The organism is Nocardia sp. NPDC058518, from assembly GCF_042719655.1.
GTDB lineage: Bacteria > Actinomycetota > Actinomycetes > Mycobacteriales > Mycobacteriaceae > Nocardia.
This window is the reverse complement of sequence record NZ_JBHXNJ010000014.1, coordinates 14,264-28,432: the sequence shown is the minus strand read 5'-3', so window position 1 is coordinate 28,432 and position 14,169 is coordinate 14,264. Positions and strand designations below refer to the sequence as shown.

At 68.0% G+C, this 14,169-nt stretch carries 18 protein-coding genes; 3 read left to right on the top strand and 15 right to left on the bottom strand.

Going from position 1 to position 14,169, the window contains the following annotated elements; all coding sequences use genetic code 11:
* Positions 1 to 143: 143 nt before the first annotated feature.
* Together ACFWPX_RS22825 and ACFWPX_RS22820 are read left to right on the top strand one after the other, a co-directional pair.
* Complete coding sequence (locus ACFWPX_RS22825; protein WP_378919842.1) at positions 144 to 527, top strand: hypothetical protein; 384 nt, start codon at positions 144 to 146, stop codon at positions 525 to 527.
* 14 nt (positions 528 to 541) lie between these two features.
* Complete coding sequence (locus tag ACFWPX_RS22820; RefSeq protein WP_378929015.1) at positions 542 to 1,288, top strand: toxin-antitoxin system YwqK family antitoxin; 747 nt, start codon at positions 542 to 544, stop codon at positions 1,286 to 1,288.
* A gap of 1 nt (position 1,289) precedes the next feature.
* Here the strand turns inward: ACFWPX_RS22820 and ACFWPX_RS22815 are convergent, their stop codons facing one another.
* From ACFWPX_RS22815 to ACFWPX_RS22765, 11 genes are all read right to left on the bottom strand, one after another.
* The gene (locus ACFWPX_RS22815; protein ID WP_378919838.1) at positions 1,290 to 1,565 is read right to left on the bottom strand and encodes a hypothetical protein; all 276 of its coding nucleotides are present in this window, start codon (positions 1,563 to 1,565) and stop codon (positions 1,290 to 1,292) included.
* A gap of 47 nt (positions 1,566 to 1,612) precedes the next feature.
* Positions 1,613 to 2,092 carry a YbaB/EbfC family nucleoid-associated protein gene (locus ACFWPX_RS22810; protein WP_378929014.1) on the bottom strand — a complete coding sequence of 160 codons (480 nt, stop codon included), beginning with the start codon at positions 2,090 to 2,092 and terminating at the stop codon, positions 1,613 to 1,615.
* A complete protein-coding gene (locus ACFWPX_RS22805) occupies positions 2,092 to 2,409 on the bottom strand; it encodes a hypothetical protein (RefSeq protein ID WP_378929013.1) in 318 nt (105 codons plus the stop codon). The genes ACFWPX_RS22810 and ACFWPX_RS22805 overlap by 1 nt, the downstream gene beginning before the upstream one ends.
* A gap of 22 nt (positions 2,410 to 2,431) precedes the next feature.
* Positions 2,432 to 3,898, bottom strand: a complete 1,467-nt coding sequence (locus tag ACFWPX_RS22800; protein ID WP_378929012.1) for a hypothetical protein — start codon at positions 3,896 to 3,898, stop codon at positions 2,432 to 2,434.
* 2 nt (positions 3,899 to 3,900) lie between these two features.
* Positions 3,901 to 4,209 (bottom strand): type VII secretion target, encoded by a 309-nt coding sequence (locus tag ACFWPX_RS22795; protein ID WP_378919830.1) that lies wholly within the window; start codon positions 4,207 to 4,209, stop codon positions 3,901 to 3,903.
* A gap of 44 nt (positions 4,210 to 4,253) precedes the next feature.
* Positions 4,254 to 4,553 carry a YbaB/EbfC family nucleoid-associated protein gene (locus ACFWPX_RS22790; RefSeq protein WP_378919828.1) on the bottom strand — a complete coding sequence of 100 codons (300 nt, stop codon included), beginning with the start codon at positions 4,551 to 4,553 and terminating at the stop codon, positions 4,254 to 4,256.
* Between the two features lie 11 nt (positions 4,554 to 4,564).
* Positions 4,565 to 4,888 carry a hypothetical protein gene (locus tag ACFWPX_RS22785; protein ID WP_378919826.1) on the bottom strand — a complete coding sequence of 108 codons (324 nt, stop codon included), beginning with the start codon at positions 4,886 to 4,888 and terminating at the stop codon, positions 4,565 to 4,567.
* A gap of 420 nt (positions 4,889 to 5,308) precedes the next feature.
* The gene (locus tag ACFWPX_RS22780; protein WP_378929011.1) at positions 5,309 to 6,307 is read right to left on the bottom strand and encodes an ABC transporter substrate-binding protein; all 999 of its coding nucleotides are present in this window, start codon (positions 6,305 to 6,307) and stop codon (positions 5,309 to 5,311) included.
* Between the two features lie 137 nt (positions 6,308 to 6,444).
* Positions 6,445 to 7,113 carry an isochorismatase family protein gene (locus ACFWPX_RS22775; protein WP_378919822.1) on the bottom strand — a complete coding sequence of 223 codons (669 nt, stop codon included), beginning with the start codon at positions 7,111 to 7,113 and terminating at the stop codon, positions 6,445 to 6,447.
* A gap of 34 nt (positions 7,114 to 7,147) precedes the next feature.
* A complete protein-coding gene (locus ACFWPX_RS22770) occupies positions 7,148 to 8,281 on the bottom strand; it encodes an isochorismate synthase MenF (RefSeq protein WP_378929010.1) in 1,134 nt (377 codons plus the stop codon).
* A 9-nt stretch (positions 8,282 to 8,290) separates the two neighbouring features.
* Positions 8,291 to 9,079 (bottom strand): SDR family oxidoreductase, encoded by a 789-nt coding sequence (locus tag ACFWPX_RS22765; protein WP_378929009.1) that lies wholly within the window; start codon positions 9,077 to 9,079, stop codon positions 8,291 to 8,293.
* 87 nt (positions 9,080 to 9,166) lie between these two features.
* Between ACFWPX_RS22765 and ACFWPX_RS22760 the strand changes: the two genes are divergently transcribed.
* A complete protein-coding gene (locus ACFWPX_RS22760; RefSeq protein WP_378929106.1) occupies positions 9,167 to 10,822 on the top strand; it encodes a (2,3-dihydroxybenzoyl)adenylate synthase in 1,656 nt (551 codons plus the stop codon).
* A 52-nt stretch (positions 10,823 to 10,874) separates the two neighbouring features.
* On the opposite strand, the gene ACFWPX_RS22755 is transcribed toward ACFWPX_RS22760, so the two are convergent.
* Genes ACFWPX_RS22755 through ACFWPX_RS22740 form a run of 4 tightly spaced genes read right to left on the bottom strand, consistent with a single transcriptional unit; the run spans position 10,875 to position 14,154 of the window.
* Positions 10,875 to 11,090, bottom strand: a complete 216-nt coding sequence (locus ACFWPX_RS22755) for a phosphopantetheine-binding protein (RefSeq protein WP_378919816.1) — start codon at positions 11,088 to 11,090, stop codon at positions 10,875 to 10,877.
* A gap of 3 nt (positions 11,091 to 11,093) precedes the next feature.
* Complete coding sequence (locus ACFWPX_RS22750) at positions 11,094 to 11,933, bottom strand: siderophore-interacting protein (RefSeq protein WP_378929008.1); 840 nt, start codon at positions 11,931 to 11,933, stop codon at positions 11,094 to 11,096.
* Entirely contained in the window at positions 11,930 to 13,159 is a 1,230-nt protein-coding gene (entS, locus tag ACFWPX_RS22745) for an enterobactin transporter EntS (RefSeq protein WP_378919812.1), read from the bottom strand. The genes ACFWPX_RS22750 and entS overlap by 4 nt, the downstream gene beginning before the upstream one ends.
* A complete protein-coding gene (locus ACFWPX_RS22740) occupies positions 13,156 to 14,154 on the bottom strand; it encodes an ABC transporter substrate-binding protein (protein WP_378919810.1) in 999 nt (332 codons plus the stop codon). The genes entS and ACFWPX_RS22740 overlap by 4 nt, the downstream gene beginning before the upstream one ends.
* Positions 14,155 to 14,169 lie beyond the last annotated feature (15 nt).

Below are 14,169 nucleotides of genomic sequence, written 5' to 3'. Positions count from 1 at the left end.
TCCTGATATATATAACATCTCGGCTCGAGAGTCGCACTGCGAGCGAGTCGACGCGGTGGGGTCCGGTTGACGCCGTCGAGGTTAGCCCGAAGGATCACGGACGGGGGCGTCCGAGGGCGGCGGCTCGGTGAGGGGAGAACGTGATGGTGTTGCGGCCGGTAGCGATGTACCGGGAGATGTATCAGGATCGGTTTCAGGATCTGCCGTCGCTGTCCACCGCCGAAACCGGTGCGGTGGAACCGGATCGAGGCCGCATTCTCGAATACATGTCCAACGTGCGGGCGATATTCGACGTGATGGAAGCGACGCTCGATCTCGTCGCGGGTGACGGCTGGATCGAGGGCGGTTCGTCGTTGTACTCCGACGGAGTCTGGATCTGGCGTGAGGATTCCCTGCGATACCTGGCCGCCAGCCCGCTCGTGCTGCCCTCGGAGTTCGTTGCCAGGGTGCGTGGGCTCGACTACACGCCGGGTACCTTCGATACTCGTGAGCCCGAGTTCAACGCGGCGTTCATGTCGTACTTCTGATTGCGGAGAGGGGCGTGGCTGTGTCGGAATTCGCCGACGATTTCATCGACCGCGACGATCCGGGTGTGGCGATCGACGGGGCAACCGGTCGGTTGTCGTATCGCGGTGTGCCGTTTTCGGGGTATGTGGAAGTCGGAGTGGACGGTGGGCCGCGTGAGTTCTGGAGTTACTCCGACGGTGATCGTGACGGGCTGTGGTCGGGGACGTATTTCGATGGCGCCAAGCGCTATGAGGGGTTGTTTCACAACAATTTGCCTCTCGGCAAGTGGGAAGAGTGGTATCGGTCCGGTCGGCTCAGACGGGTCGATGTCTATGATCGCAATGACGGGTTGGAGTCGTCGGTGGTCTATGACGAGCAGGGGCGGGTCATCGAGATCTGGGACGAGCTGACCAGGAAAGGGATCCCTCGCGACGCGATCGATAGCGGTGATCCATTGTTGTCGATCGACTGGGCGGGGGTCGCCGAATACGAGGGCGCTCCCTTGACCGGGGCGGTGATCGAGCGGATCGGGTCGACTGGTCCGGTCGTTTCTGTCGAGACCTTTGTCGGTGGGCGCCGCGACGGTCCGTCCCGCGCGTGGCATGGGGATGGTTCTGTCAGATCCATCGGCCAATTCTCGAAGGGGCGGGCAGTTGGCACCTGGTTGGCGTACGACGGAAACGGAACTCTGGTCGGTGAGACGGTCTTCTCGCCTGGCGGGGGCATCGCATCGAAGCGGGCCTGGGACGAGTCGGGTCGGTTGATCGATGGGGACCGGTGACCTAGCCTGCCCACTCGCCGCGCTCGAGCATTCCTCGGAAATCTTCCCATGACGGGAATTCGTAATCTGGTTCGCCGATCCCTACCGCTCGGGTCTCGAATTCCGCGATCAGTCTCCACCGCCGATTGATCTGGATGAACGCATCTCGTACTACCCGGTCGAAATCCGCGGCGGACGGATACTTGCGTCCGTCGATGACGAAGGCGACTATCCACTCGTCGTCACCGCGTAGCGTGGTGACGACGCAGACCTCCCGGCCCGAATCCTGAAACGGCATCGCGACTCTCCTCGTTTCGTTCGAACAGACACTACTCGGAACTCGGATCAGGCTTTGCCGAAGATGTTGACGCCGGAGCTGGTGTTCATCGGGTGGGCGTCGGCGTCGGTGGGGTCGCGGCGTGGCGGGGTGGGGGCGGCGAACGAGGCGGGGGCGAGGTCGGGGAGGAGTTCGCTGAGTTCGGGCATGTCGGCGACGATGTCGGAGAGCTTGGGGATGGGGGCGCCGTTCGCGGTGACGGTGGCGAGCAGGCGGGCGCTTTCCCGTTGCACCTGACCGGCGGCGTCCTGGGTTGCCGCGGTGAAGGATTCGGCGAGCTCGGTGAGGCTCATGCTCGCCGCGGTCGGGGCCAGTTGGGTGCGAATGACGACGCCATCGGCGTTGACCGTGACCGTCACCCGGTCCTGTGCGGTCGACGCGGTGGCGGTGAGCGCGGCTCGTTCGGCGGCCGCCGCGGCGATGGTCGCGGCGTGGCGGTGTAGGTCTTCCAGCATCGACTCGGCGCGGTCGGCGTACTCGTTCGACATCAGCGGAACAGATCCGTGTTGCCGTTTTCGGTGCCGTTGATCTTCGACTTCGATTGATCCTCGCCGCTGGCGAAGGTATCGAACGCCTCGCCCAGTTCGGTGGTGGTGGTGCGGAGTTGGTCGGCACGGACGGCGAAATTGGCGCCGTCGGCGCTGGTGAACCGGTTGCCGTAGCGGTCGCCGCCCCAGGCGGCGGAGCCGGGTGCGACGGCGGCGACCCCCTTGGCCGCGATGGCGGCAAGGCGGTCGCGCAGGGCGTCGGCATCGGCGGCGAGCCGTTGCAGCTGCGCCGGATCTACTTCGACTTTGTCGGTCATGGGAACTCCTGGATCTGGTGGGTCAGACGGACAGGTCGTCCGGTGCCTCGTCGAAGACCTCCTCTTCGACGCCGATGACGGGCAGCGCGCCGCCGTTGAGGTCGCCGACGAGTTCGTCGCCGTGCACGCCGGTGACGAGCGGGGAGTGGTTGGGGTCCTGTGAACTGCCCTCGCCGGCCCGGCGAGCCGCCGAGGCCGCGGGGGTCGCGGCACCGGGGACGCCGGGTGCGCCCGCGCTGCCGGCGCGCGCGTTCGGGTTCGCCGAGCCGTCGACACCCGAGGTCGTCGGCAGTGCCGGGCTGCCGATAGTGCTCATTCGACCGCTGAACGGGGAGTTGGACAGCGGGCTGCCCGCCACGCCACCGATCCCGCCCACGAAGCCGCCCGATCCGCCACCCGACCCGGCCGAGGCGGGCTGCAACAGCGGGTCTTTGGGTGAGTTCTCGGTCGTCCCGGCCGTCGACAGGCTGCTGTCGGGAGTCGTCGGTGCCGACAGCGATTCCGCCGCGGACGAGGCGGCGTCGGCGAGCTTGCTCGCGGACTCGGAAGCCTGACTCACGACATCGCTCGCGGTCGAGACACCGGACTCGACCGCGTCGGCGGCCGTGCTGCCCAGCCCGCTCAGCGCGGACATGCCGGTGGAGGCCAGGCTCATCAGCGGCGAGACCAGCCCGATCAGCTCGGTCGCCACGCTCATCGCGTCGACACCGGTCGGTGCGTCGGTGACCTCCACCGGCTCACCCGCGGTGGTCATCTCGCCCGCTTTGGCGGTGAGGTCCGCCTGCGTCTTCGCCACCACGCCCTGGGCTTCGGCGGTGCTCTCGGTAGCGAGGCCGATCGCCCACGCCTGGCCGGGCGGCGTCCACAGGAACGGGCCCGCGGCGGTCATGGCCGAGAAGAACCGGGTGACGATGCCGCCGATCTCCGAGACCCCCTGGCCGACGGTCTGGGCGCCCTGCGCGACGAGGGTTTTGATCTTGTCGCTCTGGGCCGCCGCCTCCGTGCTGCTCTTCTGCAGATCAGTGCTCTTCAGTGCCGCGGCGACCGAGCCGATGCCCTCCCAGAGTTCGGTGGCCGCCTGCAGTGCCGACGAGGCGAGATCGCTGGTCGAGGACAGGGCGTCGGAGGTGTCGCTGAGCGAGCTCTTGGCATCGGAACCGGAACCGCTGCTGGTGTTTCCGGTGCCGAAGGCGGAGGCCATCTGCAGGACGGGCTCGATCAGGCCCGCGATGTCCAGCGGTGTCGACGTCGCGCTGCCGTCGGTCGGCCGCGCGGACAGCTGGGGGAGTTGGGGCAAGCCGAGGGAACTGAGCATGTCAGGGACCGACAGGCCGAGCAGCGGTGCCAGCGCGTCGCTGTCGAGGAGGTCGCGGATGATGTCCTCGACCGTCTGTACCTGTTCCTCGGTCTCGTCGAGCGGTGCCTCGGCGGCTGGATCCTCCTGTACCGCAGGATCTTCGGCCTCCACAGGCGCATCGCCGTCGGCCATGCTCAGATCACCTGGCTCAGCGCGCCCGACGAGGACTGGTCGGTCGAGGTGTACAGACCGGCGGCTTGAAAAGCGGTCAGCGAGGTGCCCGCGTGGACTGCCGCGATCTCACCCAGGGTGGTCAGGTGATTGCCCGACGCGCTGGAGAACGCGGCGAGGAAGTCCTGGCCGATGAGACCGAAAACCGGTGCGACAGCGGCGACCAGCGCGCCCTGTTCGAAGGCGGATGCGGCGACCTTGGATGCCATGCCCGCGTGGGCGCTGCCGAATTCGGCGATGGTGGAGTGGTCGGCTTGCAGGCGATCGGCCATGAGATTCCCCGGATCTTGAAGAGATGGTTGTGTCGGTGTCGGCCTCAGCCGGCGATTTCCTCGTTGAAATCTCGGACCAATGCCGCTTGTTGCTCGAGCGCGCGGTCGGTGGCGGCCGCCGCGGCGGCGACGACAGCCGTCTCGAAATCCGTCGCGGTCATCAGTGAGATCTGTTCGGTCAGTGTGAGATTCACGAGCGAGCCGTTGCCGTCCATCTCGACCACCACGGCGCCGTCGGCGCGGGATTCGCGGATGCGGATCGCGGCGAGGCGCTCGGAGAGTTCTTGCATACGGTAGAACCTGCCGCGCACGCGATGCATGAGTTCGTCCATCGAGTCGACCATGGTCGCCCTCCTCAGTTGGGTCGGACCCAGATCTGCGGCTCAGCGCCGAACTGCTGGTCGTAGTCGAGTTCGGCGCGCGCGACGTCGTCGCGGGTGGGCAGGCCGGTCGCGGCGATGGCCGCGGCACTCATGCCCGCGGCTTCGAGCGCTTCCCTGCGGAGGAGGGCGCCGCGGGCGGCGGCCTGGCGACACAGCAGCACGATCTCCGCGGCCAAGTGCGCGGGATGCCGATTCAGCTCTTCCTGCCGGACGCGCAACCGCACCGGTTGGCCCTGCTCTGTCGTGCGGACGGCGATGTTGCCAGAGCCCGCGACCGCGACGAAAGTGTCCCCCACTGCTTCCTCCCCAAAGATCTTGTTATGTATAGCATTTGGATCGTTGGGAAGGTAGTGTGAAACGGGGGCGGATCCGAATTGTTCCGAGATGCGTTACCTGCTATTCGGTTTAGGCGTCGGGGTGCGCTGACCATTGCCTGGGTCGGCCAGGAACCGCCGATCGCGCCGGAGCGGTCCCTGGCGGCGAACGTTCCATCACTGCTCTTCGCGACGAAGTACCGCGCGATCAGTTCGGTATCGAGATCGTCGCGCACTTCATCGATGCCACCGAAGCCATTGTGCGAGCCCTTGATACCGAACGTGATCGGACGGTAGTCGTCGCCCTGCTGTCGCAGCACGACCGCGGTGACATCGATAGCTCGCAGGATTGGGAAGCAACCCTATAGCTGTGATCACGCGGCCGCGGCGCGCCGACGGCAACTACTTGAAGCGCTCCGCCAACAGGTCGAGGACCGACATGGCGACCCGGTAGTCCGGACGCTTGCTTTCCGCGGGCAGCTCGTAGACCTGACCCTTCTGGAAGGCCGGGAGCATGGCGAGCGCTGGATCTGCCTTCAGCTGGGCGATATCGCGGCCGTTGTCGACCGTGATCACGAAGAGCACCGGAGCGTCGACGACGGTGCTCAGCAGTTCGGGGCTGAAGGTCACCCAGTCGCCCGCCGCGGGCCGGGGCGGGTTGCCTGCCTTCGCTTCGATCTTGTCGTCCACGGTGAAGCCGACGTCGGTGAGCAGCGCGCCCAGCGGGGTGTTGGGGACGAGCAGGATGGGTTTACCGTCCGATTGGGACTGCATCACGGCGGCCGCGCCCTGCGGCAGCTTCAGACCGGATTTCACCTTGGCGACCTTGTCGTTGTAGGTGGTGATCATGCTGTCCACCTTCTCGGGGCGGTTCACGATGTTCGCCACCGACTTCAACTGGTCCTGCCAGTTGGTGGCGTCGGATGCCACCAGTGCGGTGGGCGCGACGGCCGTGAGCTTGTCGTAGTTCTTGATCGTCTGCTGGCCCGGATAGCCCGGTCCGCCGCCGATGATCAGGTCCGGCCGCTGGGCGGCGATGAACTCCAGGTTCAGGTCATCACCGGAGGGCACCGTCACCGTGCCCTGTTCCTTGGCGTCCGCGGCCCAGGCCGGGGGAAACTCGCCGGGCTTCAGCGTGAGGCCGAGGATGCGCGGATCCGCCGCTTTCACGTTGGTGTCGAGGTCGAAGAGGTATCCGGCGAGAGCGCCGTTGAGGACCACGATGCGCTGCGGGTCGGCGGGCACCGTGACGGGGCCCTTGGCGGTTTCCACCTGGCGGGTGCCGGTGTCGGCCGCCTGGTCGGCGGTGGAGCTGCCGCAGCCTGCCGCCGTCGCGGCCGTCGCGACGATCAAGAGGGCGACGGCCGCACGCATGCGCGCCGTCATTCGGTGAACTGACATGAAAGGTGTTCCTGTTTCTCTCTGGGATTGCCGCCCAGCGGAATGCGGCGGCAGAAGGGCCCTGCCGTTCAGCGGAACGGCGGGGCCCTTCGTCGTGCACGGAAGAGGCGGTGCCACAGCCGTACTCGGAGCGAGGATCAGGCAGATCGGCGCTCGGTGGATTCCACCTTCGCGCTTTCGAGCTGACCGATCAGATTGTCGGTGCTGGTGACGGCGCCGCAGCGGCGGGCGACGTAGTTCAGCGCCATGATGTGCTCGTCGCGGCTGAAGTCCGCGGTGGCGTCGTGGACGAGGAAGGGGCGCACATCGCCCATGAAAGCCTCTGCGGCACTGAGCATGCAGCCCATGTGGGTATAGACGCCGGTGATCAGGAGCTGGTCGCGGCCGTAGTAGCCGAGGAGTTCGCGGAGATCGGTGCGCTGGAAGGCGGAGTAGCGCCACTTGGTGACCTGGATGTCCTGCGGGTCGGGGGCGATCGCGTTGATCACCTCGGTATCGGCGCCCTCGGCCATGCCGGTGCCCCAGAAATCGGCGAGGATGCCACGCCGCGACGGATGCTGGTCGCCGGGTTGCATGGTGTAGATGACAGGGATGTCGAGCTGGTGGCAGTGGTCGCGCAGCTTGGCGATATTGGCGATGAGGGTGCGGGCGGGATCGCGGTACAGGTCGTAGGCGTCGAGGAAGTACTGCTGCATATCGTGGATCAGCAGTGCGCTGCGGCCGGGTTCGGCGGTCCAGTCGACCTGATCGGCGGTGAACTCGTCCGCGGTCGGCATCGGATAGGGCGCGATCGGGGGGATGGGCATGGTGAGTCTCTCGTTGGCGTAGTGGTCGGCAGGGTCAGCCGACGGTGACGGGCAGGTCGGCGATACCGAGCGGCCCGAGGATGCGCTGGAATTTGCCGGTGGTCTCGGCCAATTCGGCGGCGGGGTCGGAGGCGGCGACGATCCCGCCGCCCGCGTGGGCGAGCAGGGTGGTGCCGTCGGCGGAGAGCTCGGCGCAGCGGATGCTCACCATCCATTCACCGTTGCCGTCGGCATCACACCAGCCGACCGCACCCGCGTAGAAACCGCGTTCGCCCTCTAGTTCGGCGATCACCCGGGCCGCCGCGGCGGCGGGCGTGCCGCAGATGGCGGGGGTGGGGTGCAGGGCTACCGCCAGCTCCAATGCCGATGGACCGGCGAGCGGGACGGTCGCGGTGATCGGCGTGCCCAAATGCCACATCGCCGGGGTGGCGGTGAGTTCCGGTGCGGGAGTGAGTACTTCGGCGCACCGGTCGCGCAACACGGCGGAGACCTGATCGGTCACGAAGCGGTGTTCCGCATGGTCCTTGGTGGAGGCGAGCAACGCGTCGGCCGCGGTTCGGTCGGCGCCGCTGTCGTCGAGAATGCGCCGGGCCGAGCCTGCCAGTGGGTGGCTGAGCACCTGACTTCCGGTGCGGCGGACCAGGATCTCGGGGCTGGAGCCGACGAGGTGACGGCCGGGATAGCGCCCGCCCGCGGCGGAGAGGTCGACCAGGAAGCCGTTGGACATCGGGTCCGATGCGACCATCAGGTCCAGGATATCCAATGCGCGAACCGGTTTCGGCGCGCGAGCGCGAACAGCGCGGGCCAGCACCACCTTCCGCAGGGGGTGCGTGGGATCACCGAGCATTTCGACCGCGGTGGCGACGCGCTGGCGGTGTTCCTCCGGCGCGGGCAGCGCGGCGTCGAGTTCGAAGCGGGGGAGTATCCGGGAACCGGGCTGGTGCGGCGCTTCGGTGATCGTCACCGAGTCCGGTGCCCACAGCGCGGTCGGTGCGCCGGGAGTGAAGGGCAGCGCCCCGACGATGTGGCTGATCCGGCCGCTGCGTAGCGCGGTGATCGCGTCGTGTGCCGAGCGGAAGACCGTCCCGCCCGCGGTGGCGGACACGGTCCGCTGCGGACGGGACAGCAGGAAGGCGGGGTCTGAACTGTCGGTACTGATGGTGATCATTCCTCTCGGTCACATGTCGAGCGTTGCGCCACCGTCGACCCGCAGGTCGTGCATGGTGATGTGGCGGGCGTCCTCGGACGCCAGGAAGTGGACTGCGCCCGCGATATCGGCGGGAGTGGCGATGCGCCGCAACGGGATTCCGAGGCGGTAGGCACTCGGATCGCCGTCGAGCAGGGCATTCTCGGCGGCGTCGTCGAGGACGGTGCCGCCGAACATGTCGCGCAGCATCGGGGTATCGGTGGAGCCCGGCGAGACCAGGTTGACCCGCACGCCCAGCGGCGCCACCTGGAGGGCCAGCGAGCGGGTGAACGAGGTGGCAGCGGCCTTGGCGGCGCCGTAGGCGGCCATCCCGACGCGCGGCGTCGCGGCCGCGTTCGAGGAGACGACCACGATCGCGCCGCGACCGGCGGACACCATGTCGGCGGCCGCGCGCTGGGCGACCAGCATCGTGCCGGTGGCATTGACGGTCAGACAGCGCGTCCAGTCCTGGGGATCGAGCTCGAGTGCGGAGCCGCCGACCATGAGCCCGGCCGCGTGCACGACGACATCGGGCGTTCCGTATTCGGTGGCGAGACGGTCGAACGCCGCCTGCACCACGGCGCCATCGCTGACGTCCAGCTCGACACCGTGGGCGGAGCGCGCCGGGAGTTCGGCGGCGGTCTTGTGCACGGTGGGGTCGCGGTCCCACAGGGACAGCACCCTGGCCTCGCCGGCGAAACGGGCGGCGATCGCGGCCCCGATACCCCCGGCCGCGCCGGTGACGACGACGATCCGCCCACTGGAATCACCATTCAACATGAGGTTAGCCTAACCTGATTCCATCGTCGGATGGTTACCTTCGCGTACAAGACTCGGCGAGACCGACCGAAGACCCGCTGGAAAGAGGTGCTCGACTTGACCGAACCCGTACTCCCCGGCAACACCGCGTGGCCCGCTGACCTGGCACAACGATATCGAGAGCAGAACTGTTGGGCGGGTGAGACTTTCGGTGATGTGCTCGCCGCGCGCGTGCTCGCGGCGCCGGACCGGATCGCGGTTCTCGACGACGCGAACAGCTGGACCTACGCCGAACTCGACCACCGTTCGAGCTCGCTCGCCACCGGTTTGGACCGCCTCGGCATCGCGCCCGGCGACCGGGTCCTGGTGCAGCTGCCCAACCGCGCCGAATTCGTCGAGGTGATCTTCGCGCTGTTCAAGCTCGGCGCGCTGCCGGTGTTCTGTCTGCCCGCCCATCGCAAGGCCGAGCTGGTGCCGATCGCCACCGCCGCCGCGGCGACGGCGATGATCACCTGTGGCACGCACCAGCGCTTCGACTACGCGGCGCTGGCCGCGCAGGTGCGCGATGAGGTCGAGAGTCTGCGGCACCTGTTGCTGGTACTCGACGATGGGCAATCGCTGCCCGACGATGCGCACGACATCGCCGAATACCGGGACACCCCAGCCGAACTGGCGGGTCCGTCGGCCGGTGATGTGGCGTTCCTGCAATTGTCCGGCGGGAGTACGGGCATCCCGAAGCTCATCGCCCGCACCCACGACGACTACCTCTACAGCGTGCGCCGCAGCGCCGAGATCTGCGAACTCGACAGCGCCACGGTCTATCTCGCGACGCTGCCGGTCGCGCACAATTTCCCGATGAGTTCGCCGGGCATCCTCGGCGCGCTGTGGGCGGGTGGTGCGGTCGCGATGACACCGGATCCCACTCCGGCGACGGCCTTCCCGCTGATCGAGCGGTTCGGCGTCACCATCACGGGTCTGGTGCCCCCGCTGGCGCGGCTTTGGACCGAGCGCGCCGAGGCGGGCGCGACACCCGATCTGTCCAGTCTGCGCGTGCTCCAGGTAGGTGGGGCGCGGTGCCAGGACGAGCTGGCCCGCCGGATCGGTCCCGCGCTCGGCGTGACCTTGCAGCAGGTGTTCGGCATGGCCGAGGGTCTGGTGTGCTACACCCGGCTCGACGACCCGATCGACGTGGTGGTCAGCACCCAGGGCAGGCCGATGTCGGAGCACGACCAGCTCGCCGTCGTCGACGACAACGGTGTCGAGGTGGCGCCGGGTGCCACGGGCAACCTGATCACGCAGGGCCCGTACACGATTCGCGGCTACTACGACAACCCCGACGCCGACGCCCGCAGCTTCACCGCCGAGGGCTGGTACCGCACCGGCGACATCGTGTCGGTGCGCCCCGACGGCAACCTCGTGGTCGCGGGCCGCGCGGGCGACTGGGTGAACCGGGGCGGCGAGAAGGTCTCGGCCGAAGAGCTCGAGGCACATCTGCTCGAACATCCCGCGGTCCGCGACGCCGTCATCGTCGGCACGCCGGATCCTGTGCTGGGTCAACGTATCTGTGCCTTCGTTCAGCCGGTCGACCCGGAACAGCGGCCCACCCTGATCTCGGTGCGCTCGTTCGTCCGGTCGCGTGGCGTGGCGGCGTGGAAGATGCCCGACGCGGTGGTGGTCGTCGACGAATTCCCGGCCACCGGCGTCGGCAAGACCAGCCGCAAGGATCTGCGACAGGCACTCGCCGACGGGTCGTTCGGCAACTGACCGGACCGGGGGTGGCACGGATGCCGGGCCACCCCCGATCTCGATCATGCGATCAGGCCAGCAGTTCGATCCACGAGCCGAGCACGGGATCACCTGCGAGCGTGGGGAAGTCGATATCTGCATGACCGGCCGACCGCCATTTCTCCACGAGCGACATGATGCGGACCGAGTCGAGGCCCGCGTCGAGCAGGTCGGTATCGGCGGCCAGTTCGGATCGGTCGACGCCGAGTGCCGTGGCCACGTCGGTGATGACTTGTTCGTCGGTCATCGCTCATTCCTCTCGATCGAAGTCGGCGACGCCGCGCTTCCAGTAGCCGGCGATCAGCGAGTCCTTGGGGCCGATGCCGAGTTCGCCGCGCACCACCTTGCGGATGCCACGCAGGCAGCCTGCCTCGCCGGCGACCCAGGCGTAAACACGCTGTCCGGCAGGCACTTCGATCCCGCGCACCGCCTTCTCCAGTGCGTCGCCGGTGCCCGGTTCGAGGTCGCCGCGATGCAGCCAGCGCACCTCGACGCCCTCGGGCGCGTCGATCGCGATCTCTTCCTCGGGTCCGGTCACCTCGATGAACGCCCAGCCCTGCGCGGTCCGCGCCAGCCGTTCCAGCCAGCGCGCGATCGCGGGCAGTGCGGTGATGTCACCGACGAAGAGGAACCGGTCGTAGGACTCCGGGACGACGACGCCACCGGGAGGACCCGCGATGTGGATCTTGGTGCCCGGGCTCGCCGCGCTCGCCCACTCCGAGGCCAAGCCGCCCGGGTGGATCGCGAAATCGATATCGAGTTCGTTGTCGGCGATGCTGTGGCGGCGCACCGTGTACTCACGCGACACCGGGCGCGGATTGCCCCACTCGAGTGATTGACCGTCGCGCTCGGGCAGCCGCAGCACCCCGTCCTCGCACGGAAAGACCAGGCGCACGTGCTCATCCGGCACATAGCTGTGGAAGGACGCGATATCGGGCCCGCCGAAGGTGATCCGGAGCAGCCCGGCCCCGACCGCGACCGTGCGGATCACCTCCACTTCCTGCAAACCGATCGGATACGGGACCTTGGCACCGTGCTCGCCGGCGAGCACTTCGGCGATGCGCGCGGCATAGCCACTGCGATCTGTCACTTCTGTTCCTTTCCGTGCAGCGGCCCGGCGGCGAGCGCCACCACACCGGTGAGTGCCAGGACTCCGACGCCGTAGATCACGAGCGCGGAGCCCGGTGCGAAGAATTGGCCGACGAAACCGGCGACCATCGAGCCGATCGCGGTGCCGGTCACCGACTGCACCATGAGCAGTCCGGCCATCCGGCCGCGCAGTTCCTCGGGTGCCTGCTGCTGGAGCAGGGTGTAGCGCAAGACGATGTTCACCGCCCTGGCCAGGCCGAATCCGGCCAGCCCGAGGAAGACCAGCGCCGCGTGCGACCACAGTCCGGCCGCGATCACGCCCAGCGGCATGAGGGCCAGCGAGATCAGCAGCGCGAGTCCGTTGTAGCGGGTGCGACTCATCCAGCCGCTGGTGAGCGAGCCGACGACCGCGCCGGCGCCCGGCGCGGCATAGAGCAGGCCGAGTACGCCGGGGCCCGCGCCGAGTTCGACTTCGGCGAAGGCGGGCAGCAGCACCAGTGGGCCGCTGACGAGCATGGCGATCAAGCCGGTCAGCAGGATGATCCGAATAGTTTTGTGCTGCACCGCGAATCGAATGCCGATCGCCAGTTCGCGCACCGGGTTCTGCAGGTCGCGCGCCGGTGGCGGCGCGGGCCCGATCGCGGTGATCAGCCCGACCGTGGCGACGGTGGCGCCCGCGCACAGGAAGAACGCGACCGACACTCCCGCCTGCGCGACGAGCAGACCGGCGATCGCGGGCGTGATCATGGTGCCCAGGTCGGTGGTGAGGGCGGTCAGAGCACCTGCCGCCGCGATCTTTTCGCGCCCGACCAGCATCGGGACCAGCGCCATCAAGGCGGAGCCGCTGACTCCACCCGCGAGTCCGTCGATGACCGCCGCCAGATAGATCACCGACAGCATCGGATCCGGCAGCACCGCGTTGATGCCGAGGATCAGGAACCCGAGACCCGCTGCGCTACGCGACCATTGGATCACGTTGCGCCGGTCGTAGCGGTCGGCGATCACCCCGCCGGCGAGGCTGCCGACGAAGAGTGCGGCCGCGGTGGTTGTCGCGATGCCGGCGACCTGCAGGGTCGAGCCGGTCAGTTGATAGACCTGCAACGGCAGGGCCACCATGAGCAACCCGAGTCCGAGCACCGACACCAGCCGCGCCGCGAACGCGCACCGGAACGGACGCGAGGTCCGTAGCGGGCTGATGTCGATGAGCAGGCCGCCGACCGCTGTCACTTGAAGCGTTCCACGAGCAGATCGAGCGTGGTCATGACCGTGCGGTAATCGGGACGCGAGCTGGTCGCGGGCAGCTCGAAGACGGTGTTGGCCTTGAAGGAGGGCAGCGACGCGTACATCGGGTCGGCCCGCAGCTCATCCAGGCTCCGGCCGCCGTTGAGCGGGATCATGAACAGCACCGGCGCGTCGACAGCGGTGTTCAGCAGTTCGGGGCTGAAGCTGATGAAGTCGGCGCTACCTTCGCGAGCGGGGTTGCCCGCCTTGCTCTCCAGCTGAAGGTCAAGGGTGAACCCGACCTCCGACAGCAGCGTGGGCAGTGCCGCGGTGGGCACGAACGCCGTCGGCTTCTGGCTCTTGAGCGACTGCATGATCACGGTGTTGCCCGCGGGCGCCTTGATGCTCGCCTTGGCCTTGGCCAGCTTGTCCTTGTAGTTGGTGACCAGCTGGTCGACCTTCGCCTGCTTGCCGACCACATCGGCGATCACCCGCAGCTGGTCCTGCCAGTAGGTGGTCTCGGTGGGCACCAGCACGGTCGGGGCGATCGCGCTGAGCTGGTCGTAGGCGTTCACCGACTGCTGTGCCGGGTAGCCCTGGCCGCCGCCGATGATCAGGTCGGGGCGCTGGGCCGCGATGAACTCCAGGTTGATGTTCTCACCGGTCGGCAGGGCCTTGGTGCCCTGCTTGGTGGCGTCAGCCGCCCAGCCGGTCGGGAACTCGCCCGGCTTGCTGGCGACGCCGAGCAGACGCGGGTCGGCGGCGACGACCGGTACCTCGAGGTCGTAGAGGTAGCCGGCCAGGGTGCCGTTGAGCACGACGATGCGCTGCGGGTCGGCGGGCACGGAGACGGTGCCCTTCGGGGTCTGGACCTCGCGGGGGCCGGACGGTGCGGCGGTGTCGCCCGAGGAGCTACTGCAGCCGGTGAGCGCCGCGATCAGCGCGAGAACCAGCAGAGCGAGGGTGGCGCGGAGCCTGCCCGATGATCGAGTGGTGAACATGGAAGGGGTTGTCCT

Coding starts and splice junctions, on each gene's coding strand:
- ACFWPX_RS22810 (WP_378929014.1), bottom strand. CDS start 2,092: ATGTCGAACGAGTACGCCGACCGCGCCGAGTCGATGCTGGAAGACCTA.
- ACFWPX_RS22775 (WP_378919822.1), bottom strand. CDS start 7,113: ATGCCCATCCCCCCGATCGCGCCCTATCCGATGCCGACCGCGGACGAG.
- ACFWPX_RS22740 (WP_378919810.1), bottom strand. CDS start 14,154: ATGTTCACCACTCGATCATCGGGCAGGCTCCGCGCCACCCTCGCTCTG.
- ACFWPX_RS22780 (WP_378929011.1), bottom strand. CDS start 6,307: ATGTCAGTTCACCGAATGACGGCGCGCATGCGTGCGGCCGTCGCCCTC.
- ACFWPX_RS22795 (WP_378919830.1), bottom strand. CDS start 4,209: ATGGCCGATCGCCTGCAAGCCGACCACTCCACCATCGCCGAATTCGGC.
- ACFWPX_RS22800 (WP_378929012.1), bottom strand. CDS start 3,898: ATGGCCGACGGCGATGCGCCTGTGGAGGCCGAAGATCCTGCGGTACAG.
- ACFWPX_RS22815 (WP_378919838.1), bottom strand. CDS start 1,565: ATGCCGTTTCAGGATTCGGGCCGGGAGGTCTGCGTCGTCACCACGCTA.
- ACFWPX_RS22790 (WP_378919828.1), bottom strand. CDS start 4,553: ATGGTCGACTCGATGGACGAACTCATGCATCGCGTGCGCGGCAGGTTC.
- ACFWPX_RS22755 (WP_378919816.1), bottom strand. CDS start 11,090: ATGACCGACGAACAAGTCATCACCGACGTGGCCACGGCACTCGGCGTC.
- ACFWPX_RS22765 (WP_378929009.1), bottom strand. CDS start 9,079: ATGTTGAATGGTGATTCCAGTGGGCGGATCGTCGTCGTCACCGGCGCG.
- ACFWPX_RS22825 (WP_378919842.1), top strand. CDS start 144: ATGGTGTTGCGGCCGGTAGCGATGTACCGGGAGATGTATCAGGATCGG.
- ACFWPX_RS22805 (WP_378929013.1), bottom strand. CDS start 2,409: ATGACCGACAAAGTCGAAGTAGATCCGGCGCAGCTGCAACGGCTCGCC.
- ACFWPX_RS22770 (WP_378929010.1), bottom strand. CDS start 8,281: ATGATCACCATCAGTACCGACAGTTCAGACCCCGCCTTCCTGCTGTCC.